The sequence below is a fragment of the Microbacterium maritypicum MF109 genome, from assembly GCF_000455825.1.
Lineage (GTDB): Bacteria > Actinomycetota > Actinomycetes > Actinomycetales > Microbacteriaceae > Microbacterium > Microbacterium maritypicum_A.
The window spans coordinates 69,918-92,521 of the sequence record NZ_ATAO01000101.1 but is presented as its reverse complement, the minus strand read 5'-3'; the positions used below and the strand labels follow the sequence as shown (position 1 = coordinate 92,521).

General features: G+C 69.3%; 20 protein-coding genes and 1 riboswitch. Of the genes, 5 read left to right on the top strand and 15 right to left on the bottom strand.

The window, feature by feature from the left end:
• Nucleotides 1–61: 61 nt before the first annotated feature.
• The 3 genes from L687_RS26600 to nagB are packed head-to-tail and all read left to right on the top strand — an operon-like array spanning nucleotide 62 to nucleotide 3,030.
• Nucleotides 62–1,249, top strand: coding sequence for an ROK family transcriptional regulator (locus L687_RS26600; protein ID WP_021198844.1), 1,188 nt, complete (start codon nucleotides 62–64; stop codon nucleotides 1,247–1,249).
• Between the two features lie 43 nt (nucleotides 1,250–1,292).
• On the top strand, nucleotides 1,293–2,258 hold the full coding sequence (locus L687_RS26595; protein WP_021198843.1) for an ROK family protein: 966 nt from the start codon (nucleotides 1,293–1,295) through the stop codon (nucleotides 2,256–2,258).
• Nucleotides 2,251–3,030 carry a glucosamine-6-phosphate deaminase gene (gene nagB / locus L687_RS26590; RefSeq protein WP_021198842.1) on the top strand — a complete coding sequence of 260 codons (780 nt, stop codon included), beginning with the start codon at nucleotides 2,251–2,253 and terminating at the stop codon, nucleotides 3,028–3,030. Before L687_RS26595 ends, nagB begins: the two co-directional genes overlap by 8 nt.
• Nucleotides 3,031–3,058: 28 nt before the next feature.
• On the opposite strand, the gene L687_RS26585 is transcribed toward nagB, so the two are convergent.
• The 6 genes from L687_RS26585 to L687_RS26565 form a co-directional block, all read right to left on the bottom strand.
• Nucleotides 3,059–3,466, bottom strand: a complete 408-nt coding sequence (locus tag L687_RS26585; RefSeq protein ID WP_021198841.1) for an NUDIX hydrolase — start codon at nucleotides 3,464–3,466, stop codon at nucleotides 3,059–3,061.
• Nucleotides 3,459–4,823 carry an FAD-binding oxidoreductase gene (locus tag L687_RS26580; protein ID WP_021198840.1) on the bottom strand — a complete coding sequence of 455 codons (1,365 nt, stop codon included), beginning with the start codon at nucleotides 4,821–4,823 and terminating at the stop codon, nucleotides 3,459–3,461. Before L687_RS26580 ends, L687_RS26585 begins: the two co-directional genes overlap by 8 nt.
• Nucleotides 4,824–4,861: 38 nt before the next feature.
• The gene (locus L687_RS26575) at nucleotides 4,862–5,233 is read right to left on the bottom strand and encodes a YrdB family protein (protein ID WP_021198839.1); all 372 of its coding nucleotides are present in this window, start codon (nucleotides 5,231–5,233) and stop codon (nucleotides 4,862–4,864) included.
• A gap of 9 nt (nucleotides 5,234–5,242) precedes the next feature.
• A complete protein-coding gene (locus tag L687_RS43230; protein WP_021198838.1) occupies nucleotides 5,243–7,291 on the bottom strand; it encodes a sigma-70 family RNA polymerase sigma factor in 2,049 nt (682 codons plus the stop codon).
• A 718-nt stretch (nucleotides 7,292–8,009) separates the two neighbouring features.
• Nucleotides 8,010–9,182: an N-acetylglucosamine-6-phosphate deacetylase gene (gene nagA, locus L687_RS26570; RefSeq protein WP_021198837.1), complete on the bottom strand. Its 1,173-nt coding sequence runs from the start codon at nucleotides 9,180–9,182 to the stop codon at nucleotides 8,010–8,012.
• Nucleotides 9,179–10,690, bottom strand: a complete 1,512-nt coding sequence (locus tag L687_RS26565; protein ID WP_031206828.1) for a family 20 glycosylhydrolase — start codon at nucleotides 10,688–10,690, stop codon at nucleotides 9,179–9,181. The genes nagA and L687_RS26565 overlap by 4 nt, the downstream gene beginning before the upstream one ends.
• 107 nt (nucleotides 10,691–10,797) lie before the next feature.
• Nucleotides 10,798–10,882: riboswitch (ZMP/ZTP riboswitch) on the top strand.
• 40 nt (nucleotides 10,883–10,922) lie between these two features.
• Here L687_RS26565 and glyA point away from each other — a divergent pair.
• Both glyA and L687_RS26555 read left to right on the top strand, forming a co-directional pair.
• Nucleotides 10,923–12,197, top strand: a complete 1,275-nt coding sequence (gene glyA / locus L687_RS26560; protein WP_021198835.1) for a serine hydroxymethyltransferase — start codon at nucleotides 10,923–10,925, stop codon at nucleotides 12,195–12,197.
• Between the two features lie 124 nt (nucleotides 12,198–12,321).
• Nucleotides 12,322–13,200 (top strand): bifunctional methylenetetrahydrofolate dehydrogenase/methenyltetrahydrofolate cyclohydrolase, encoded by an 879-nt coding sequence (locus L687_RS26555; protein WP_021198834.1) that lies wholly within the window; start codon nucleotides 12,322–12,324, stop codon nucleotides 13,198–13,200.
• A gap of 81 nt (nucleotides 13,201–13,281) precedes the next feature.
• Here the strand turns inward: L687_RS26555 and L687_RS26550 are convergent, their stop codons facing one another.
• From L687_RS26550 to L687_RS26510, 9 genes are all read right to left on the bottom strand, one after another.
• Nucleotides 13,282–13,848 carry a hypothetical protein gene (locus tag L687_RS26550; RefSeq protein ID WP_021198833.1) on the bottom strand — a complete coding sequence of 189 codons (567 nt, stop codon included), beginning with the start codon at nucleotides 13,846–13,848 and terminating at the stop codon, nucleotides 13,282–13,284.
• Between the two features lie 90 nt (nucleotides 13,849–13,938).
• Nucleotides 13,939–14,661: a DUF6882 domain-containing protein gene (locus tag L687_RS26545; protein ID WP_021198832.1), complete on the bottom strand. Its 723-nt coding sequence runs from the start codon at nucleotides 14,659–14,661 to the stop codon at nucleotides 13,939–13,941.
• Nucleotides 14,662–14,699: 38 nt separating this feature from the next.
• Nucleotides 14,700–15,929, bottom strand: coding sequence for an MFS transporter (locus L687_RS26540; RefSeq protein ID WP_021198831.1), 1,230 nt, complete (start codon nucleotides 15,927–15,929; stop codon nucleotides 14,700–14,702).
• 113 nt (nucleotides 15,930–16,042) lie between these two features.
• On the bottom strand, nucleotides 16,043–16,843 hold the full coding sequence (locus L687_RS26535; RefSeq protein ID WP_021198830.1) for an HpcH/HpaI aldolase family protein: 801 nt from the start codon (nucleotides 16,841–16,843) through the stop codon (nucleotides 16,043–16,045).
• A complete protein-coding gene (locus L687_RS26530; protein WP_021198829.1) occupies nucleotides 16,828–17,613 on the bottom strand; it encodes a 2-keto-4-pentenoate hydratase in 786 nt (261 codons plus the stop codon). The genes L687_RS26535 and L687_RS26530 overlap by 16 nt, the downstream gene beginning before the upstream one ends.
• A gap of 10 nt (nucleotides 17,614–17,623) precedes the next feature.
• Nucleotides 17,624–18,787: a 3,4-dihydroxyphenylacetate 2,3-dioxygenase gene (gene hpaD, locus L687_RS26525; RefSeq protein WP_021198828.1), complete on the bottom strand. Its 1,164-nt coding sequence runs from the start codon at nucleotides 18,785–18,787 to the stop codon at nucleotides 17,624–17,626.
• Nucleotides 18,788–18,878: 91 nt separating this feature from the next.
• The gene (gene hpaE, locus L687_RS26520) at nucleotides 18,879–20,375 is read right to left on the bottom strand and encodes a 5-carboxymethyl-2-hydroxymuconate semialdehyde dehydrogenase (RefSeq protein WP_021198827.1); all 1,497 of its coding nucleotides are present in this window, start codon (nucleotides 20,373–20,375) and stop codon (nucleotides 18,879–18,881) included.
• Nucleotides 20,372–21,085 (bottom strand): GntR family transcriptional regulator, encoded by a 714-nt coding sequence (locus tag L687_RS26515; protein ID WP_021198826.1) that lies wholly within the window; start codon nucleotides 21,083–21,085, stop codon nucleotides 20,372–20,374. The genes hpaE and L687_RS26515 overlap by 4 nt, the downstream gene beginning before the upstream one ends.
• Nucleotides 21,082–22,596, bottom strand: coding sequence for a fumarylacetoacetate hydrolase family protein (locus tag L687_RS26510; RefSeq protein WP_021198825.1), 1,515 nt, complete (start codon nucleotides 22,594–22,596; stop codon nucleotides 21,082–21,084). Before L687_RS26510 ends, L687_RS26515 begins: the two co-directional genes overlap by 4 nt.
• Between the last annotated feature and the right edge of the window lie 8 nt (nucleotides 22,597–22,604).

Genomic DNA, 22,604 nt, shown 5'->3' with positions numbered 1-22,604 from the left:
CTGCTCGCGCGTCCGCGGGTAGAGGTTGCGCAAATTTTGTTCGTAAGGTCTACTAACAAACATGTCCGTTTCGGATGAACAGCGTTCCGCATCGCCGTCAGAGTACGTCGGTGCGAATGCGCACGCCTTCGGCCCCGGGCGCCACCTGCGCTCACGATCCAAGGTGCTGCCCGAGCACGCACGAGGGCACAACCGCGCCCTCGTGCTGCAGACGCTCTACCACGCCGGCGCGATGAGTCGTGCCGACCTCTCCCGGGAGACCGGACTCACCCGGGTCACCATCTCCGACCTGGTCGCAGAGTTCATCGCCGACGGCATCGTGATCGAGATGGGCGTCCGTGAGGCCGTCGGCCCCGGCAAGCCGCCGATCCTCATCGACATCGACCGCTTCGGGCATCAGATCGTCGGTCTCGACCTCTCCGGACCGGACGCCTTCACCGGTGCGGTGCTGAGTCTCGACGGAGATGTGCTCGAGCGGCGCGAGGTGGCCCGCCCCGCATCGCCCGACGGCGAGGCGGCCTATGCGGCACTGCGTGAGCTGGCGGACGCCCTCGTCGCCGCATCGACCCAGCCTCTGCTGGGTGTGGGAATCGGCACGCCCGGTGTGGTGCGTCCCGATGGCCTCGTCCTCAGCTCGCCCAACCTCGGCTGGACGAACTTCCCGCTCGAGGCGAAGCTCGGCGTCGACCTCGACCTTCCCGTCCTCGCCCGAAACGACGCCAACGCAGCGGTGCTCGCGGAGTACACCTTCGGTGACGCCAAGGCCGACTTCATGCTGATCAAGATCGGCAAGGGCGTCGGCGCCGGTCTCATCACCGGCAGCCAGCCTCTGCTCGGCAGCCGCTTCGCCGCAGGGGAGATCGGTCACGTCGTGGTCGGAACCGACGGCGGACCGCGCTGCGCGTGCGGCAAGGACGGCTGTCTCGAAGCGTGGCTCAGCGTGAGCCGCCTCGGCGCGGCGATCGCTGCGGACCCCGATGCGCGAGACGAGATCCTCCGTGATGCCGGAACGCGGATGGCCATCGCGGTCGCCCCGATCGTCGCGGCGCTCGATCTCTCCGAGGTCGTGCTCTCCGGACCGGCCGAGCTGCTCGACGGCATCCTGATCGACGCCGCCATCGAGACGCTGCACGCGCGGACCCTCGAGGGCGTCTTCGAGGATGTCGTGGTGCGGCTGACGCACCAGGAGGACATCGTCCTGCGAGGAGCCGCCGTCATGGTGCTCTCCGGACAGCTGGGAGTGTCGTGATCGTCGACGCCACCATCACCGTCACGGCAGGGAGCAGCATCCGATGATGGGTGCCGGCAGTGCCGACCGCTCCGGTCGGCCCATTCGAGTGGGCCTGGACGTCGGCGGTACGAAGATCGACGCGGTCGCCGTCGATCCGTCCGGAGACATCCGGGGGAGACTGCGCCGACCGACCGGCTGGGGTGACGACGCCGTCGTCGAGAGCATCGTCGCGGCGGTCACCGCCCTCGCCGTCGAGAGCGGATTCGCCCTCGACGACGTCGGATCCGTGGGGATCGGGATCCCCGGACTCGTCGACGCCGAGGCCGGCCGCGTGGATCACGCCGTCAACCTCGGGGTGGAGTCCCTGGACCTCGCTGCCACGGCCGAGCGTGCACTCGGTGTCCCCTTCCGGGTGGAGAACGACGTGAAGGCCGCGGCGCTCGGAGCCGCGGTGCTGAGCGGAGTCGCCGGGTCCATGGCCTACCTGAACCTCGGAACGGGCGTCGCCGCCGGAATCGTGATCGACGGGCGCATCTGGCGCGGCGCGCGGGGAACGGCCGGCGAGGTCGGTCACCTCTCGGTCGATCCGCGTGGACGACTGTGCGGCTGCGGACAGCACGGCTGCGTCGAGACCTTCTGCGGTGGGGGCGCGCTGGCCAAGGCGTGGGGTCGCCCCGGTGCGCTGCCGATCCGGGACATCTTCGACGCGGCGGACGCCGGCGATCCGCTGGCACTCTCCCTTCGCGACGACCTCTACCACGGAGCCGCAGCCGCCGTGCGGGTTCTCGTGCTCTCCGCCGACGTCGAGACGGTGGTCATCGGGGGAGGACTCACCGCTCTCGGAGACCGGCTCGAGAACGGCATCCGCGCCGCCCTGCACGCGGGCGCCGAGGCGTCACCGTTCATGCGGTCGCTCCGCCTGGATGAGAGAATCGAACTGCTCCCCGCGGGTTCTCCCGCCGCCGCATTCGGCGCCGCACTCGTCGGCGCTTCCATCACCGAGAAGGAGATCGTTCCCCATGGCTGAGGTCGTCATCGTCGAGAATGCCGAGGCTGCCGGTGCGTTGGTCGCCACCGAGATCGTGGAGCTGATCGCGCGTCGTGCGGATGCGGTCCTCGGCCTCGCCACCGGATCGACACCGCTGCCGGTGTACCAGGCGCTGCGCACGCAGCTCGCGGGTCACGACGTCTCGCAGGTGCGCGGCTTCGCCCTCGACGAGTACGTCGGGATCGACCCCGCGCACCCGGAGAGCTACCGCTCCGTCATCACCCGTGAGGTCGTCGAGCCGCTCGGCCTCGACCCGCAGCGCATCCATGTCCCCAACGGTGCGCAGGCGACGATCCAGCACGCGGGCGATGACTACGAGGCGGCCATCGATGCCGCCGGGGGCGTCGACCTGCAGATCCTCGGCATCGGCACGGACGGACACATCGGCTTCAACGAGCCCGGATCGTCGTTCGCGTCCCGCACTCGCGTGAAGACGCTCACGGAGCAGACGCGCGAAGACAACGCCCGCTTCTTCGACTCGATCGACGACGTTCCCATGCACTGCATCACGCAGGGGCTCGGAACGATCCTGAGGGCGCGTCACCTCGTGCTGCTCGCCTTCGGTGAGGGTAAGGCCGAGGCCGTCGCCGGAGCGGTCGAGGGACCGCTCACGGCTCTCCTGCCCGGTTCCGCGATCCAGCTGCACCCGCACGCCACGATCGTGGTCGACGAAGCCGCGGCGTCGCGCCTCGCACTCGCCGACTACTACCGCTACACGTTCGCCAACAAGCCCGCCTGGCAGGGCATCTGAGGCCTGCCCTAGCGCCGCGCCGGCGCGCTCAGCTCGCCGGCGCTGGCCAGGCGATCGGGAGCAGGTGCTCGACGCTCAGCGGCGCCAGCGGAAGCGTGGCGACGTCGGCCGGGGTGATCCACCGCAGCTCGGCGAGCTCTGCCTGAACACTCACCGCCCCGGGGTCGACGGAGGTCGCGAAAGCCTCTGCGACGACCCGGTGCCCCGGTTCGTTCGCTGCCGCGGAGACGAACGTGCCGAGAGGCTCGAGGTCGGCTTCGTCGAGGACCAGCCCGAGTTCCTCGTCGAGCTCGCGGATCAGCGTCTGCGCGGCGGACTCGCCAGCCTCGGGCTTGCCGCCCGGCTGCATGAACATGGTCGTGCCCTGCTTGCGGACGACCAGCACGCGTCCGGACTCATCGACGATCACCGCCGCGCTCACATGGATGTCAGGCATCGGAGGCGAACACCTTTCCGGGGTTGAGGATGCCGAGCGGATCGAACACGGCGGCGATCTGACGTTGGAGCTGCCATTGGTCGTCACCCAACTCCTCGGCGAGCCAGCGCCGTTTCAGGACTCCGATGCCGTGCTCGCCTGTCAGGGTGCCGCCGAGACGGATGGCGGCGCGGAAGAGCTCGTCTGCTGCCGCCCACACGTGCGGCGGCGTCTCCGTCCCCTCGAAGATGAAGTTCGGGTGCAGGTTGCCGTCGCCGGCATGGGCGACCGTCGGGATCACGATGCCGTACTCGCGCTCGATGCGCGCGATCGCGTCGAACATCGCCGGCATGGCGCTGCGCGGTACCGAGACGTCTTCGATCAGCGTCGTGCCCAGCGATGCCATCGCTGTGTGCATAGACCGTCGGACGGCGAGGAGGCGCTCGCCCTCGTCGCGGTCATGGGAGACGATCACCGCCCCCTCGTGATCGCGCAGGATCGCGGCGATCGTGTCCGCTTCGGCGGCAGCCGCCGGGCCGTCCGTCTGGATGGTCAGCTGGGCCGCGCCCTCCGGGGGAACAGCGAGCGCGAGGAGAGCATGCACGGCGGAGAGGCTCGCGGCGTCCATCAGCTCCATGATCGCCGGCTGGACGCCGGCAGCGGTGACGGCAGCGGAGGCGGCGGCCGCGGTGCGTACGCCGGGGAAGGTCGCTGTGACGGTGCAGATCTCGCCGGGGACGAGACGGCGCAGCTTCAGGGTGGCCCCGACGACGACTCCGAGCGTTCCTTCCGAGCCGACCATCAGTGCGGTGAGATCCAGTCCAGTGACGCCTTTGACGCTGCGGTGCCCGAGGTGCATCAGCCGCCCGTCCGCGAGCACCACGTCGACCCCGAGTACCGCGTCGCGCACGACGCCGTACTTGGCGCAGAGCAGACCGCCGGCGCCCGTGGCGATGTTGCCGCCGACGGTCGAGATGTCGCGACTGGCGGGGTCGGGCGCCCACCACAGCCCGTGCTCGGAGAGTGCGGCGTTGAGGTCGGCGTTCAGGATTCCGGGCTCGACCACGGCGAGCAGATCATCGGGACGGATCTCGTTGATCGCTGTCATCCGGCGCAGCGACAGCACGATCTCGCCGGTTCCTGCGTTCGCGGCGCCCGCCAGCCCGGTTCCGGCGCCGCGGATCACGACCGGAGTGCGGGTGGCGGTGGCGATGCGCATGGTCTGCTGCACATGCTCGATCCGCTCCGCGTGGACGACGGCGAGTGGGCGGCCCACTGCGGCATGACCGGAGCGGTCGGCCCTGGCTTGTTCGAGCGAGGCGTCGTCGGTGTCGACGAGCGCTCCGAGGGATTCCTGCAGGAGGGAGAGGGCGCTCACGATGGCGTGCTCACGACGGTGTGCTCACGAGAGAAGCCTCAGGACAGCGCGCGTCGGCCGCTGAGCACACCGGCGACCACCGCGACGAGGGCGAAGGCCGTGCCGATGAGCGCCTGGCCCATCGACCACCAGGCGATGGTGACTCCGACGTAGATCAGCAACTCGACGGCGGCGCGGAGGAAAGGGTGCACGCGCAGGACCGGACGCGGCGACAGGAACAGCGCCCAGATCAGGATCACGACGACGGGGGCCCCGACGCCGATGACGACGTTCCAGGGAAGGTCCCAGCTCGCGAAGCCCCAGAGGGCGAGAGAGGCCACGGCGACGATGAGGACGACGGCGCGGACGATGTCGAGAGCGGTGATGACCGGGCGGTCGACGCCGGGGACGGGAGCGGGATCCGAGGACATGGATCCAGTCTATTCGGCGGCGGGGGCGTCCTCAGCCGGGGCAGCGGCCGGGTCCACGGTCGCCAGGGATCCGGCGGCCGGCTCCGCGTCGGGTGCCTGTTCGACGGGAGCAGGAGCGGTCGGTACTGCGGCGACGGGCACTGCAGCGACGGGTACTGCAGCAACGGGTGCGGTCTCGATCGGTGCCGGGACGACGGGCGCGGTCTCGACCGGTGGCGCTTCCACGGGTGCCGGGGCTACCTCTGCCGGTGCCTCGACGGTAACGAGGGGCTCGTCGACCGGCGACGCGGAGAGCGGAGTCTCTTCGGCAGGGAGTTCCTCGGCGGGAATCTCCTCGATCGGAACCTCGATGCCGGGACGCGCGGGCTGCAGTTCGAACAGTGATGGGGTGACGGAGAGTCCGGTGTCGCCGTTGTCGAGGATGTACCGGAAGCTGACCAGGGTCGAGCGGGCGAACACATACTGCACGATATCGGGACGCAAGTTGAGGGTGCCGGTTCCGGTGTCGTCGAGGACGATCCGGTCACCACCGCGTGAGCTGCCGTCGAGGAGCGCCTCGACCGTCGCCCCCGGCAGGCCGGTGACGGGCACGCGGTAATGGATCGTGAGGCCCAGCGGATCGTCGGTGACGGAGATCGTCGCAAGGGCCCACTCCGGGACATCGGTCGGAACGCCCGGATCCACGGGGTCGACCGGCTTCTCGGGTTCGACCGGCTTCGCCGGCTCGACCGGGGGCGTGGTCGGCGCTGTCACCGGCGGAGCAGTGACAGCAGGTCCGGACTGATCGGCGCCGGGCTGCGGACTCTCGTTGGCGGCCGGCGGCGCAGGGGGCTGCTCCGGCACGGTGACCGGCGGCTCGATGACGACGGGCTCGTCGAGGCTCAGCTTCTCGTCCGGTCCGACGTCCGCCGAGATCGACGACGGGTCCTCGTCCCCCGCGCTCGGAAGCGAGGTCGCCGGGTCGGCACCGGCGAGTCCGGGGAGGATCGTGGCGGCAGCGACGACACCGGCCACCACCAGAGCGGCCGATCCCACACCGACGAGCGCGCCGATCCCGGTGAACACGCCACCCGCGGATCCGGCACCGGCGGACGAGCCGGCAGTGCCTCCCGCCGAGCCGCCGGCCCCGCCACCGGAACCTGAACCTGAACCACCGGTCGCGGCGAGGCCCGTCGCGGCGTGTGAAGCACCGGGGTCACCAGCGAAGACGGCTCCGGGAATGCTCGACGGCATGGCCGCCAGCGCGACGATCGGCGTGCCGGCGCCTTGCAGCGTGGCGAGGTAGCCGGCGGCGCCGGTGACGCCGAGGACGAGAGGCAGGAGCACCAGGGCGAGACGCTTGGAGACATCTTTCGCCTCGGCCGCGACGATCATGCATCGAGCGCACTCATCGAGGTGCAGCTCGAGCCGCTTGTGGTCGCGCGTGCTGAGGTTGCCACGTGAGTAGGCGCCCAGGTGCTCGATGGTCCACTGGCACTCGGAGCCGTCTTCGGCGCTGCGCAGATGCGCCTGGATCCAGGCTTCGCGCAGACCCTCGCGGGCGCGGAAGGCCAACTGCGACACGGCGCCGGCCTTCATCCCGAGGAGAGGGCCGACCTCCTGCGGCTTCATCTGCTCGATCTCGGTGTACCAGAGCACCTCCTGCCAGCGGGAGGGGAGACTGCGGAAAGCCTGCGCGGTGAGGCTGCGGTCGAGTGCCTCGCTCGCAGCCTGATCGGTGGTGTCGGGGTCGGCGACGGTGTCGAGTTCATCGATCGCGGTCTCGCGGCGGGCGCGTCCCCAGCCTGCCGCCGTGTTGCGGATGCTCGTGAACAGGTAGGCGCGGAAGGACCCGTTCGGTCCGCCCCCCTTGATGATCGCCTGATAGATGCGCGTGTACGACTCCTGCACGAGGTCATCGGGGTCGATCGACGAGGTGACCGAGCGGGCCACGGAGAGACCCGACGGGTAGTGTCGTCGCCAGAGTTCACCGAACGCCTCCGTGTCGCCCGAACGGGTGCGGAGGATCAGGTCGGCGTCGCCGATCGCTTCGTCGTGTGTCGTGTTCTCTTCGTGCACAATCATCCATCTGTCGCCGGGCGCAGGTGCGCCTCCACGGGAAGAGACGCATGAGAGCGCCTCTCATCACGCGACTTCTCCATTCTCTCGCGAATCTCCCAGGGAAGCCACCCTTTCCCGGAACTCCAAGGCGATGCCCGGGTTCGCCAGAGGTGCCGCTGGAGCCGGATGTCGGGGGTCCCCGAAACTCGTACGAAGGAATTTCGAGAAGTCGCGTAATGAATCGGGAGGAGTGTCGTCTCATCCCATGTAGACAGCCGTGAGGATTCCACCGGGGGGCGGGATCCAGGCGCTGGTGCGGGGGGTATTCGCACTGGTCGGGCAGGTCGGGATCCTCGGGGGAGGAGAACCCGGCCGCCCGTCTCACGAGAGGGAACGAGGCCGCCGATCTGGGGAGCGGCGGCCTCCCGCACGTTCGATCCGAGGATCGGGAAGAACTTCTCGAAGGAATTTCGAGAAGTCGCGTAATGAATCGGGAGGAGCGTCGTCTCATCCCATAGAGACAGCCGTGAGGATCCCACCGGGGGGGCGGGATCCAGGCACTGGTGCGGGGGGCATTCGCACTGGTCGGGCAGGTCGGGATCCTCGGGGGAGGAGAACCCGGCCGCCCGTCTCACGAGGGGGAACGAGGCCGCCGATCTGGGGAACGGCGGCCTCCCGCCCCGTCACACATGCATGACCGGAGAGCGCAGAGCTGCGCGTCGCGCGCGGCGCCGTCTCAGACGAGCAGCCGGGGTCCTGACCACACGCGCGCGACGCGCAGTTCCGCATCCAGGAGCACGGCGTCGCCGAGCATCCCGTTGCGCAGACCGCCGAGAGCGGAATCGCGGCCGATCGCCCGTGCCGGCGTCTCCGTGAGCGCGCGGACGGCCTCGGGCAGCGACACGCCTGCCTGCACCGTCCGCCGCAGGGCCACGTCCTGCGTCAGCGTCGATCCGGCGATCGATCCGGTGTCGTCAGCCCTCGCCACGCCGTCGCGCACCGTGACGCTCACCGCGCCGAGGTCGTAGTGGCCGTCGGCACTCCCGGCGGCCGCCATCGCATCGGTGATCAGCGCGACCCGACGGGGGGCGGAGTCGAAGACGAGCTTGACGACGTGCGGGTCCAGATGCACGTTGTCGGCGATGGCCTCGAGCACCACACGATGATCGGCCGCCGCCGCGAGAACCGGCCCCGGGGCGCGGTGATGGATCCCCGGCATCGCGTTGAACGCGTGGGTGAGGATGGAGGCTCCCGCCTCGAACGCGGCGATCGCCATGGCGGCATCCGCATCGGTGTGGCCGACGGCGGCCGCAGAGCCCGCTGCCACGATCTGTCGGATCGCGTCGATCCCGCCGGGGAGCTCCGGCGCGATGGTGACCTGACGGACGGTGCCGCGGCCGGCATCCAGGAGGCGGGAGACATCCGCGGCCGCCGGATGGCGGAGAAGCGAGGGTTCGTGGGCTCCGTGATGCCCGGGGTCGAGGAAGGGCCCCTCGAGGTGCGATCCCAGGATGTCGGTGTCCGTCTCGGTCAGATCCGCGATGAGCGCGACACTGCGGGCGAGGGAGTCCAGCGACGCGGTCACGAGCGAGATGACCGCGCGGGTGGTGCCGTGCGCGCGGTGCAGGTCTCGTCCGGTGCGGATCGCCTCCACGCCGTCGTCGAACGCGGCACCGGCGCCTCCGTGCCCGTGGATGTCGATGAAACCGGGAGTGAGCAGGGCGCCCGCGCCGGCGACGGCGGTCGCGTCGACGATCTCGTCCGCCGGCGTCCACTCCGATCCCGTCCCGCGGGCCGTCACGACACCGTCCTCGACCCGGATCCAGCCGTCCTCGACGATGTCGCCGCGATCGATGATCCGCGCGGAGTGGATGACCAGCGAACCGGTCGAAGAGGAGTGGGTGCTCAACGTGCGCTCCAGGGGATCTCGTCTGCGGGGTGGAAATCGACCCCTTCAGCCTTCCACAGCGGCGCCAACGACCCGACCCGCAGGCGGAACGACTCCCATGTGCGCTCCGGTGTCTCTCGTGGCGACCAGGCGACCTCGGCCTGCGCAGCGGCGCGCGGGAAGACCAGCTGCTCGACCTCGTCGATCGTGCGGGTGGTCTCCGCCCAGAGAGGGGCCTCCACACCGAGGATCGCGGCCTCGGGGACGTCGAGCACCGCGGTGGGCTCCCACTCGTAGGCGGAGCGGACGTCGATGATCGCCGCCCAGGTGAGTCCGAGGGGGAAGTCCTCCGTGTACTTCATGTCGAGGTAGGTGACGTCAGCCGCCGACATGAGGAGAGCGCCGCCCCGCTCGACGAAATGGGCGGCCTCCTCGGCGTGAGTGCCTTCGGGCGTGGTCTTCCCCCAGTACTGCCCGACGGTGCCCTCGGCGATGTTCGCCGCGGAGCCCATCTCGTGCCAGGCCATCGGGATCTTCCCCTCTTCCACGACGATCGAGGTCGCGCGCGCGGCGAACAGATCGAAGTCGGCCTGGGGAGTGCCGAGCGACTCGTCGCCGCCGATGTGGATGTACGGCCCCGGCGTCATCTCGGCCAACTCGCGGACGACGTCGCGCACGAACTCGTACGTGCGTTCCTCGTGGATGCGGACGCTGGAATGGCCGACACCCCAGCCGAGGTAGGTCTCGCCGGCGACGGGCAACGGCTGGCCCAGACGCGCGGAATCCGCGATGAGGTTGTCGTTCAGCACCGGCGCCTCGACGAGCTCGGGGTAGGCCACGCCGATCGCGTGGGTGTGCCCGGGCAGGTCGATCTCGGGGATCACGATCATGTGGCGCGAGGCGGCGTACGCCACGAGCTCGCGGTAGTCGTCCTTCGAGTAGAAGCCGCCGGGGTCGCCGTTCGCCGACGTGCCGGAGGCGCGCTCGGTGAGCAGCGGCCAGGAGTCGATGTGCACGCGCCACCCCTGGTCGTCGCTCAGGTGCAGGTGCAGGTGGTTGAACTTGAGCGCGCTCGTGCTGTCGATGAACCTCTTCACATCGTCGACGCCGAAGAAGTGCCGGGCGACGTCGAGCATGACGCCCCGTCGCGGGAAGCGCGGGGAGTCCGCGACGTCGGCGCGGAGCAGCGCCCAACCGGAGTCGTCCTGGCGCAGCAGCTGCAGCAGTGTCTGCACACCGTAGAAGAGCCCTGCCTCGTCGGCCCCGACGACGATGGCCTGATCGCCGATCTCGAGTGTGTAGCCTTCCGGCGCCGAGGATTCCGGGTCGACGATCAACTCGATGTCGGCGAGGGCCTCGTCGACGACGGAGAGCCGGATGCCACTGCGGCGCTCGACCGCGTCGATCAGCTGGGCGGCTGCGGGGGAGGAACCGCGCACGCGCGTCTTCGCGGTGATCGGCATCCGTCCCTCTCGTGCGACGGCGGACACGGGCACGGGAACGAGCGGAAGAGGATGAGGAAGGACCATGAACAAAACCTACCCGTCGGTGCCGCTCAGCGGAATGGCAGAACTCGAATCGATTCTGCGCCCGCCATGAGACGGCAGCGTGCGCGGCGGCTCGCATCGGCTATGCTCGTAACCGTCGCGACTGGCGTCTGGGTGGACTACCACCGGGGAGCGACTGACCACGGAATTCGACCGCGCGCCTGGGCCGATAGGAACACCCCTTTCGAATCCGTTGTCAAAGGAGCACGTCATCATGACCGACCGTTACTTCAACGCCCCGCTTTCCGAGGTCGACCCCGAGATCGCTCAGGTCCTGGATCGCGAGCTGAAGCGTCAGCAGACCTTCCTCGAGATGATCGCGTCGGAGAACTTCGTGCCCGTCTCGGTGCTGCAGTCGCAGGGCTCCGTGCTCACGAACAAGTACGCGGAGGGCTACCCCGGACGCCGCTACTACGGTGGCTGCGAAGAGGTCGACGTCGCGGAGTCCCTCGCGATCGAGCGGGCCAAGAGCCTGTTCGGTGCGGAGTTCGCGAACGTGCAGCCGCACTCCGGCGCCTCCGCGAACGCGGCGGTCCTGCACGCGATCGCCCGTCCCGGCGACACCCTGCTCGGTCTGTCCCTCGACCAGGGCGGCCACCTCACGCACGGCATGAAGATCAACTTCTCCGGCCGTCTGTACGACATCGTCGCCTACGGTGTCGACCCCGAGACCTCGACGATCGACATGGCGGAGGTGCGTCGCCTCGCGATCGAGCACAAGCCGAAGGTCATCATCGCCGGCTGGTCGGCCTACCCGCGCACGATGGACTTCGCCGCGTTCCGTGAGATCGCCGACGAGGTCGGCGCGCTGCTCTGGGTCGACATGGCGCACTTCGCCGGTCTGGTCGCCGCAGGTCTGCACCCGAACCCGGTGCCCCACGCACACGTCGTCTCCTCGACCGTGCACAAGACGATCGGCGGCCCGCGCTCGGGCTTCATCCTCACCAACGACGCCGAGCTCGCCAAGAAGATCAACACCGCGGTGTTCCCCGGGCAGCAGGGCGGACCGCTCATGCACGTGATCGCGGCCAAGGCCACGGCGTTCAAGCTCGCCGGCACTCCCGAGTTCAAGGAGCGCCAGGAGCGTGTGCTGCGCGGGGCGAAGCTCATCGCCGAGCGCCTGTCGCAGCAGGACGTGAAGGACGCCGGCATCTCCGTACGTTCGGGCGGCACCGACGTGCACCTGGTTCTGGTCGACCTGCGCGACGCCGAGATCGACGGCAAGCAGTCCGAGGATCTCCTGCACGACATCCACATCACCGTGAACCGCAACGCCGTCCCGAACGACCCGCGTCCGCCCATGGTGACCTCGGGCCTGCGCATCGGCACGCCCGCGCTCGCGACCCGCGGCTTCGGCGATGCCGAGTTCACCGAGGTGGCCGACATCATCGCCCTCGCGCTGCTCCCGGGGGCCGACGTCGAGGCCCTGCGCGCCCGCGTCGACGCCCTGGCCGCCGCGTTCCCGCTCTACCCGGACCTGCAGCAGTAATTCCGCAGCACCTCCCTCTCGCGAGTGCACGGGGTACTGCCGAGCGCACGGCTTGTCGACGTGAACAAGCCGTGCGCTCGACGGGAGGCCGTGCACTCGGCGGTGACGACGTAAGGAAGACACCATGACCGCGAAGATCCTCGACGGGAAGGCGGCTTCGGCCGCGATCCGGGCCGAGCTCACCGAGCGCGTCGCCGCGCTGAAGAGCAAGGGGGTGACGCCCGGGATCGCCACCGTGCTCGTGGGCGCCGACCCGGCGTCGCAGCTGTACGTGGGTATGAAGCATCGGCAATCCGAGGCGATCGGGATGAACTCGATCCAGCGCGAGCTGCCGGCGGAAGCGACCCAGGCCGACGTCGAAGCGCTGATCGACGAGCTCAACGCCGACCCGGCCTGCCACGGTTACATCGTGCAGCTGCCGCTGCCGAAGCATCTGGACACCGACGCGATTCTCGAGCGGATCGACCCGGCCAAGGATGCCGACGGCCTGCACCCGACCAACCTCGGGCGCCTGGTGCTGAACGTCAACAGCCCGATCCACACGCCGCTGCCATGCACGCCGCGCGGGGTCATCGAACTGCTGTTGCGCAACGACTACGACCTCAAGGGCAAGCATGTCGTGGTGGTCGGGCGCGGCGTCACGATCGGACGCTCGATCGGACTGCTGCTCACCCGGCGCGACCTGAACGCCACGGTCACCCTCACGCACACCGGCACCGTCGACATGCCGCGCTACCTGCGTGAGGCCGACGTGATCGTCGCCGCGGCCGGCGTGAAGCACCTGATCCGCGCGGAAGACGTGAAGCCCGGCGCGGCCGTTCTCGACGTCGGTGTGACGCGCGAGACCGACGAGGAGACGGGGAAGAGCCTCGTGTTCGGCGACGTCGCCCCCGATGTCGCCGACGTGGCGGGCTACATCTCCCCGAACCCGGGAGGTGTCGGCCCGATGACGGTCGCGCTGCTCATGACCAACGTCGTGGAAGCGGCCGAACGGTCGCTCTGACGACGACCCTTCGCGCAGGAAAGGCGCCCTCCCGGTGACGGGAGGGCGCCTTTCCTCGTTCCGGGCGCGTTACCGCCCGGATCAGCCCAGTTCGTCGAGCATCCGTCGCTGCTCGGGCGTCAGCCCGTCGCGGAGCTCGTCACGGGCGGCGCGGGTCTCCGGCGTCTCCGGCGGCGCGGCGGGCGCGGAGGGCGCGGAGGATGGGGCCTTCGCGCCTCCCTGCACGCGTGCCTGCACCGAATCGTAGATCTCGCCCGCCTTCGCCCGCAGCCGATCGTCGATCTGGTCGTAGATCATCCAGCCGAACAGCAGTGCGAGCGGCGGCAGCACGAACGCCCAGAAGCCGGAGGCACGCACCCCGCTCAGCCACACCGTGAGCACCCAGATGATGAGCTCGACGAGATACACCAGGACGTACTGCACGACCTTCTCGCCGGTCCTGGTGCGCTCGGCGGCGGACTTCGCGGCCGACGTGCGGAAGGCCCCGGCGAGCAGCGGCTTCACGAACAGTGCGGCGAGGGTCAGGATGACGGACGCCCAGAGCGCGTTCAGACCGACCGACACACCGGGCAGCAGCAGGCCGATCAGCAGCAGCACGGCGACGTCGAACACGTAGAGCGCGGCGAACCGGACGATTCCGTTCTTCATGCGCCCAGAATCCCACACCTCCAGGGCAGATCACCCCTGAGCGTGCCCGATCACCCCTGAGCGTGCCCGATCACCCCTGATTGTGCCCGGTCATCCCTGACTGTGCAGTGTGCTCTCGATCCCGCTGATGCGGGCCTGCTCGTCGAAGCGGAACGTCGCGGTTCCCGTGGCATCCGACACCGTCGCCCCGGAGAACGCCTCATCGGTCCAGGTGAGCGTCCAGCCCGCGAGGCGGGCGAGGTCCCAGACCGCCGTGCGTGCATCGGGCAGGACGGCGGCGGAGAGCACGCGGGGGAGCGCGATGACCGCATCGGCCACCGTGAGCGGCGCGAGCGGAGCGTCGAGCAGGAAGACCGCCCGTGTTCCGTTGCCGACCGGGGCGGAATAGTAGGGGGAGCGCCCGGTGAGCTCCACCGCGACGCCGCCGACCGTGTGGGCCGCCTGGGCGATCCATTCGTCGTCGCCGGAGACCTCGGCGGGGAACGCGACCTCGGCGGTGGTGAGTTCGGCGATGCCGTGCTCATTGCCGTATGCGTGCAGCTGCGCGGCGACTCCCTGCGGGTCGCCGCTCGGGTGTGCCCAGGCCCACAGCAGCGACCGGGGTCCCGGTGCGATCGTCGCGATCAGGTGCGCGCGGGCCACGAGCTGGCGGGACGGATCGGCGTCGGCCGTGAAGGTCAGCGTGCCGGCAGCCAGGTCCGCGTCCCAGCGGTGCTCGCCGAGGGCATCGGCGGCGGCGGAGAGAGCATCCTGACGGAGTGCGACGAAGAGGGCGGCACGATCGGCGAGGGGCTGGAGCGCGGCGAAGGTCATGCCGACAGTCTCGCGGTCGATGCTATGAATCCGCTAGTTCACGCGGAGATCGTCGCGGCTTCCGGGCGTCCCATCCGCCAGACGCTCGGCACCATCAGGGTGGCCAGCGCGATCACCGCGTACACGGCACCCGAGGCGATGAGCACGGTCGCGGGGTCGGCATGTGTGATCAGCCAGCCGTACACGAGCGTGCCGATCGGCATCACGACGAAGCTGCCGAGCATGTCGTAGCTCGACACCCGGGAGAGCTTCTCGCCGGGGATGTTCTCCATCATCGCGAGGTTCCACCCCGTGCTGAAGACCTCGGCCCCCGCCCCCGCGATGAACGCGGCCATGGCGAGCAGGACCACCGCGGGATGCATGCCCAGGATCGTCACGGGGATCGCGAAGGCGGCCATGCCGATCATGCCGTAGCGCAGCGGCCGTCGCAGCGGGAACCACATCAGCAGCAGCGTCATCAGCAGCACGCCGGCGCCCTCGGCGCTCACGACCCAGCCCCATCCGGTGATGCCGAGCAGATCGTTGTTCTTCGCGATGTACGGGCCCACGACACCCCAGGCGCCGACGTGGATGGCGTTCATGACCATGAAGGCCAGCACGATCGTCCACAGCCATGAGCGACTCCAGAACTCCCGCCATCCGATGCGGAGGTCGTGGAACATCGTGGTGCCGCCCGCGTGCGACGGGGGAGGGAGCTTCACCAGGGCCAGCACCGGGATCGCGATCACCCATCCGGTCGCCTGCACGACCATCGCCCAGGCCGGGCCCGCGGTCGCCACCAGGACGCCCGCGATGATCGGGCCGCCGATGGTCACGGCTGAGCGCACGAAGGACAGCATCGCGTTCGCCTGCTGCAGATGCTCGGGAGTCGTGAGCTGCGGGATGATGCCCTGCATCGCCGGCAGCACGAACGCCGTCGAAGCGCCGTTGACGATCGAGAGCATCACGAGGAGCGGGATCGTGGCGTTGCCGGTGAACAGGAGCGCGGCGATCGTGCCGATCGACAGGATGTCGACCACATAGCAGGCCTGGATGATCAGCGCCCGGGGGAGTCGGTCGGCGATCACGCCGCCGAACAGCACGAACACGATGTTGCTCACCGTGAAGGCGGCGAGCACGAAGGACAGCGATCGCGCGTCGTTGTCGATCTCCAGGACCGCGAAGGCGAGGGCGATCGAGGACATCGACCCGGCGATCATCGTGATCGCCCGGGCGAGGAAGAACCAGCGGAAGTTGCGGTCCTGCATCGCGGCGAGCCCGCGGCTCACCTCACGACCTCGCTCCTGTGCACCCGGCTATCCTGCCACGGGCGGGAGTCCTTCGAATCGCGCAAACGGTTGCAGCCAGGTCCTGGACACAGCCACGTGCGCGATTCGAAAGGTCAGTAGCTGGCGCGGGAGGAGTCGTCGGTGGCGATGAAGCGCGCGGCCAGAGCCTCGGACGCCCGTGCGAGCAGAGCGACATCCGCCCCGACGGCCACGAAGTCGGCACCGGCGGCGAAGTAGGCGTCGGCGGTTGCCGGGTCGAACGCGTTGACGCCGACGGCCTTACCTGCCGCTTTGACCGCGGCGAAGACCTTCTCGACGGCGGTCGTGACCTCGGGGTGGGTCTGCTGGCCGAGCAGGCCCATCGACGCGGACAGATCGGAAGGGCCGACGAAAACCGCGTCGACGCCGTCGACCGCGGCGATGTCGGCTGCGGCCTCGACGCCCGCCGCCGTCTCGATCTGCACCGTGAGCGAGATGTGCTGCGCCGATTCCTGCAGGTAGCGATCGACACGGTTCCAGCGCGCGCTGCGGGCGAGGGCGCTGCCCACTCCGCGCACGCCCTCGGGCGGGTAGCGGGTGGCCGCGACGGCGGCGCGGGCCTCGTCTGCGGAGGAGACCATCGGCACGATCAGGTTCTGCGCTCCGAGGTCGAGGATCTGCTTGATCGCGACGGTGTCGTTCGACGGCACCCGCACGAGCGGGGCGATCGGGTACGCGGCGACGGCCTGGAGCTGCACGAGCACGGACTCGAGCGTGTTCGCGGAGTGCTCCATGTCGATCAGCAGCCAGTCCAGTCCCGACCCCGCGGCGACCTCGGCGAGCAGCGGGCTGCCGGAGCAGACCCACATGCCCACGAAGGGGCGATCGGAGTCCGCGATCTGCTCGCGGAACGAAGGGGCTAGACGAAGCGGCATGCGATTGTTCCCATCGGTCCGTAATCGCACAGCACCTCGTCGCCACGCGACACCCACATCGGGCGTGTGAACGATCCTGCCAGGATGATCTCTCCAGCCTCGAGACGCGCGCCGTGCTGATGGAACTTGTTCGCGAGCCACGCGACCCCGGTGGCCGGGTGACCGAGCACCCCGGCGGCGACACCGGTCTCCTCGATCTCGCCGTTGCGGGAGAGGACACCGGGAACCCAGCGCAGGTCGATCTCATCGGGGAGCTTGCGCACGGTGCCGAGCACCATCGCGCCGTACGCCGCGTTGTCGCTGATCGTGTCGACGATCGTGCGGCCCTCGAGCTCGATGTGCGAGTTCAGCACCTCGAGCGCGGGGACGGCGTAGTCGATCGCCGCGAGAGCATCGTCGAGGGTGCAGTCGGGGCCCTCGAGCGGGGTCTTCAGCACGAAGGCGAGCTCGACCTCGATGCGCACGTTCGAGAAGTGGTCGACCGGGATCTCGGCTCCCGAGTCGTAGACCGTGTCGTCGAACATCACCCCGTAGTCCGGCTCGGTGATGCCCGTGGCCTGCTGCATCGCCTTCGAGGTCAATCCGATCTTGCGACCGACGAGTCGACGGCCCGCGGCGATCTGCGAGTCGCGCCAGACCCCCTGGATCGCGTAGGAGTCCTCGACCGTGGCCTCCGGGTACCGAGCCGTGATGCGCGGGATCACGGAGTGCGTGCGGTCGGCCTGCGCGAGTTCCGCCGCGATCTGCGTGATCGTCTCTGCTGACACCATCCGTGCCCCCTTAGAGCTGGTGGCCCAGCTTGTACTCGCCCTGCTTGTACTCGGGCATGTCCTTGTCGTCGTCCGCACGCGTGTACGAGAAACCATCGGCGCCGATCGTGACCGCCATCTCGGAGTCGTCGGTACGGGCCACGACCGGCTGCGGGTTGCCGTCGAGGTCGAGGACCAGCGAGGCATCCGTGTACCAGGACGGGACGACGGGGTTGCCCCACCAGTCGCGACGCTGGTTGTCATGGACGTCCCACGTGATGACCGGGTTGTCGGGGTCGCCCGTGTAGTAGTCCTGCGTGTACACCTCGACGCGGTGCCCGTCGGGGTCGCGCAGGTAGAGGTAGAAAGCGTTCGAGACGCCGTGACGCCCGGGGCCGCGCTCGATCGAGTCGGAGCGGCGGAGCGCGCCGAGCTTGTCGCAGATCGCGAGGATGTTGTGCTTCTCGTGGGTCGCGAAGCACACGTGGTGCATGCGGGGGCCGTCGCCGCCGGTCATGGCCGTGTCGTGCACCGTGGGCTTGCGGCGCATCCAGGCGGCGTAGACGGTGCCCTCATCGTCCTGGATGTCCTCCGTGACGCGGAATCCGAGATCCTGCATGAACCCCACGGCGCGCGGCACATCGGGGGTGACCTGGTTGAAGTGGTCCAGCCGCACCAGCTCGCCGGGGATGTGCAGGTCGTAGCGCCACGACATCCGCTCGACGTGCTCGGTCGCGTAGAAGAACTCGTAGGGGAAGCCGAGCGGGTCGACGACGCGCACCGAGTCGCCGATGCCCGTGACGAAGCCGTTCTCATCGCGTCGCACATCGCAGCCCAGCTCGGTGTAGAACTCCACCGCGCGGTCGAGGTCTTCGGGAGTGCGGACCCGGTACGAGAAGGCGGCCACGGCGGCGATCGGGCCCTTGCGCAGCACCAGGTTGTGGTGGATGAACTCCTCCGTCGACCGCAGGTAGATCGCCTCGTCGTCCTCCGCGGTCACGTACAGGCCCAGGATGTCGACGTAGAACTGCCGCGAGGCCGCGAGGTCGGTGACCACGAGCTCCATGTACGCGCAGCGGAGGATGTCCGGCGGCGAGCTCTGCGGCGTCGCGATGGGGTTCTCGGAGCGGATCGGCGCCTCCTGGGAGACGTAGAAGCCGGAGGAGGTCAGGGTCATGTCGTCGCGGTGTGTCATGTCAGCGTCCTTGCGTGAGGTTCCGGTCGCACTCTCTGTCGCATCCGCGTCGGTGGGGCGGCGGAGAGTGCGACCGGAACGAGACAGTGGGTCAGTTCTTGCCGAAGGTCGGGTTGTGGGCGGGCCCGAGCGTGATGTGCACGCTCTGCTGGTCGGTGTAGAAGTCGATCGAGCGGTAGCCGCCCTCATGACCGAGACCCGAGGCCTTCACGCCGCCGAACGGGGTGCGGAGGTCGCGCACGTTGTTGCTGTTCAGCCACACCATGCCGGCCTCGACCGACTGCGCGAAGTTGTGCGCCCGCTTGAGGTCGTTGGTCCAGATGTAGGCGGCGAGTCCGTACTTGGTGTTGTTCGCGAGCGACAGCGCCTCCTCGTCGGAGTCGAACGGCGTGATCGCGACGACGGGTCCGAAGATCTCCTCCTGGAAGATCCGGGCGTCGGGGGAGACGTCGGCGAACACGGTCGGCGCGACGAAGTTGCCCTCTTCGAAACCCTCGGGACGACCGCCGCCGGCGACCAGGCGCCCCTCGGTCTTGCCGATCTCGACGTAGCTCATGACCTTCTCGTAGTGCTCGGGGTGAACGAGAGCACCGACCTCCGTGGCGGGGTCGTGCGGGTAACCAACCTTGACGCGCTTCGCCTGAGCGGCGTAGCGCTCGACGAACTCCTCGTAGATCGAGCGCTCGACGAGGATGCGGGATCCGGCCGTGCAGCGCTCGCCGTTGAGGGAGAAGACGCCGAAGATCGTGGCGTCCACGGCGGCCTCGAGGTCGGCGTCGGCGAAGACCACGGCGGGCGACTTGCCACCGAGCTCCATCGACAGCCCCTTGAGGAACGGCGCGGCGTTGCCGAAGATGAGCTGTCCGGTCGAGCTCTCACCCGTGAAGGAGATGAGCGGCACGTCGGGGTGCTTCACGAGCGCGTCGCCCGCGTCCTCGCCGAGGCCGTTCACGAGGTTGAAGACGCCCTTCGGCAGCCCCGCCTCCTCGAAGATGCCTGCCCAGAGGGACGCGGAGAGCGGCGTGAACTCGGCAGGCTTCAGCACGACCGTGTTGCCGGTCGCGAGCGCGGGACCGAGCTTCCACGACTCGAGCATGAAGGGCGTGTTCCACGGCGTGATGAGCCCGGCGACGCCGATCGGCTTGCGGTTGACGTAGTTCATCTGGCGCCCTGGCACCTTGAAGGCGTCGTCGGACTGCGCGACGATCAGGTCGGCGAAGAAGCGGAAGTTCTCGGCGGCGCGACGGGCCTGACCCAGTGCCTGCGTGATCGGGAGGCCGGAGTCGTACGACTCGAGCGCGGCCAGACGCGCATCGCGCGACTCGACGATGTCGGCGATCTTGTGCAGCACCCGCGACCGCTCGCGGGGGAGCATGCGCGGCCAGGGGCCCTCATCGAACGCGCGCTTCGCGGCGGCGACGGCGAGCTCGATGTCGGCCTTCTTGCCCGCTGCGGCCGTCGTGTACGCCTGGTTGGTGACCGGGTCGAGCACGTCGAACGTGTCTCCATCGACGGAGTCGACGAATGCGCCGTCGATGTAGTGCTGGATGTGGTCGGGGAGGTCGGCGGGGATGCGCGAATCGGTCATGAGAATTCTCCGGTCGTCTGGGCAGAAGTCGTCTGGTCGGAAGTCGTCTGGGTGGAACGGGCGTGCAGCGCGTCGAGGAACGCGTCCATGGTGCGCCAGCGGTGGTTGCGGGCGGCGAGTTCGATCTCGAGAGGGTCGGCACCCGCGCGGATGAGATCGAGGATCTCGGTGTGCTCCTCGACCGAGTGCTGGGCGCGTCCGGGGATCGATGCGAACGTCGTGTCGCGGATGCCGGAGAGCCGCGACCAGCCGCGGTGCACGAGATCGAGCAGATGCGGGTTGGGGCACGGCTCGAACAGCACCGAATGGAACTGGCGGTTGAGCTCGGTGAAGGCGTGGGCGTCGAGTTGGTCGAGCATCTGCGCCATCCGCTCGTTGATGCGGGTGGCCTCATCGAGGGCGGCGTCGTCGAGAAGGGGAGCGGAGAGCGCGGTGGCGCAGCCTTCGACGAGGCCGAGCGTCTGCATGGTGTGGGCGTATTCGCTCTCGTCGACGAGGGTCACGCGTGCGCCGACGTTGCGCTCGAACGTCACGAGTCCTTCGGCTTCGAGGCGGCGGATGGCTTCGCGCACCGGGACGACGCTCATCTGGAGGTCGTCCGCGATGGATCCCAGCACCAGACGATATCCAGGGCTGAACATATGACCCGTGATGCGGGAGCGGAGCCACTCGTAAGCCACCTCGGACTTGCTGGCCGCCGTCGTGGTCATCGTGCACTCCGGTCAGCGGCGCTCCGGTCAGCGGCGCTCCGGTCGGCGGCGCTCCGGTCGGAGATGGCCTCCTCGTAGCGGGCTCGCCACTCGGCGTTCAGAGGGAACAGCCCGTCGACGGGGTGGCCGGCGGCCACCTGCTCGGCGATCCAGGCATCTTCGATCTCCTGCGCGACGGCGCTCGCCGCGACCTCGGCAGCCAGTGCCGGGGGGATGACGATCACGCCGTCGCTGTCGCCGACGATGATGTCGCCCGGCTGCACGGTCGCGCCGCCGCAGGAGATCGTGACGTCCACATCCCATGGCACGTGCTTGCGGCCGAGCACGGACGGATGCGCGCCCTGCGAGAACACGGGGAGACCGATCTCGGCCACGGCGTCGAAGTCGCGGACGCCCCCGTCGGTGACGACCCCGGCCGCTCCGCGGACCTTCGCGCGCAGGGCGAGGATGTCGCCGAGGGTGCCGGTCGTGGCATCCTCTCGGGCTTCGATCACGATGATCTCGCCCTCTTCCACGGCGTCGAACGCGCGCTTCTGGGCGTTGTAGCCGCCGCCGTGGGAGGCGAAGAGGTCTTCGCGGAACGGCACGAAGCGCAGCGTCTTCGCGGTGCCGACAATCTTGCTGCCGGGGATGTTCACGGACACGCCGTCGATGAAGCAGGAGTGGTGTCCACGCTTGCGGAGCTGCGCCGACAGACCGGCCGTCGGCGCCTCGAGGAGCTGGGCGCGCAGTTCGGGGGAGAGCCCCTGCGTCTTCTCGAGGGGAGGCAGGCCTGCCTCCTCGCGAGAGCCCCACGCTTCTGTGCGCTGCAGGTCGTCGACGGCGGGGAGTGATCCGAGGCCGCCGTCGAAGGGCGTCTCGCCCTGCGTGACGGTGGTGATGAGACGGCCCGAGGTCGGAGCGCCGGGGGCCTCCGGGGCATCCACCTCGACCTCGACGACGTCGCCAGGGACGATGACCGAAGAACCGGCGGGAGTGCCGGTGAGGATCACATCGCCGGGCTCGAGCGTGAAGTGCTGGGACAGGTCGGCCACGAGCTGCGCGAGCGGGAAGATGAGGCCGGCGGTGGTGTCCTCCTGACGGAGCTCTCCGTTCACCCAGGCGCGCACCCGGAGGGCGGCGGGGTCGACCGTGCGGGCATCGATCAGGTCGGGGCCGAGCGGCGTGTATCCGTCGCCGCCCTTGGAGCGGACGTTCGAGCCCTTGTCGTTCGCGCGCAGGTCGTACAGGCCGAGATCGTTCGAGGCGGTGACCCAGCCGACGTGGTCCCAGGCGTCGTCGAGCGAGACCCGGCGGGCGGGAGTGCCGATCACGAGAGCGATCTCGCCCTCGAAGGCGAGCAGCTCGGTGCCGGCAGGGCGCTCGACGGTGCCACCGGAGACGCCGACCGAGCTGGCCGGCTTGAAGAAGTAGGAAGGGGAGGCAGGGCGCCTGCCGCGCTGGTCGGCGCGCGAGGCATAGCTCAGGTGGATCGCGATGATCTTGCCGGGGCGGGTGATGGGGGCCGTCACGGGGCGCC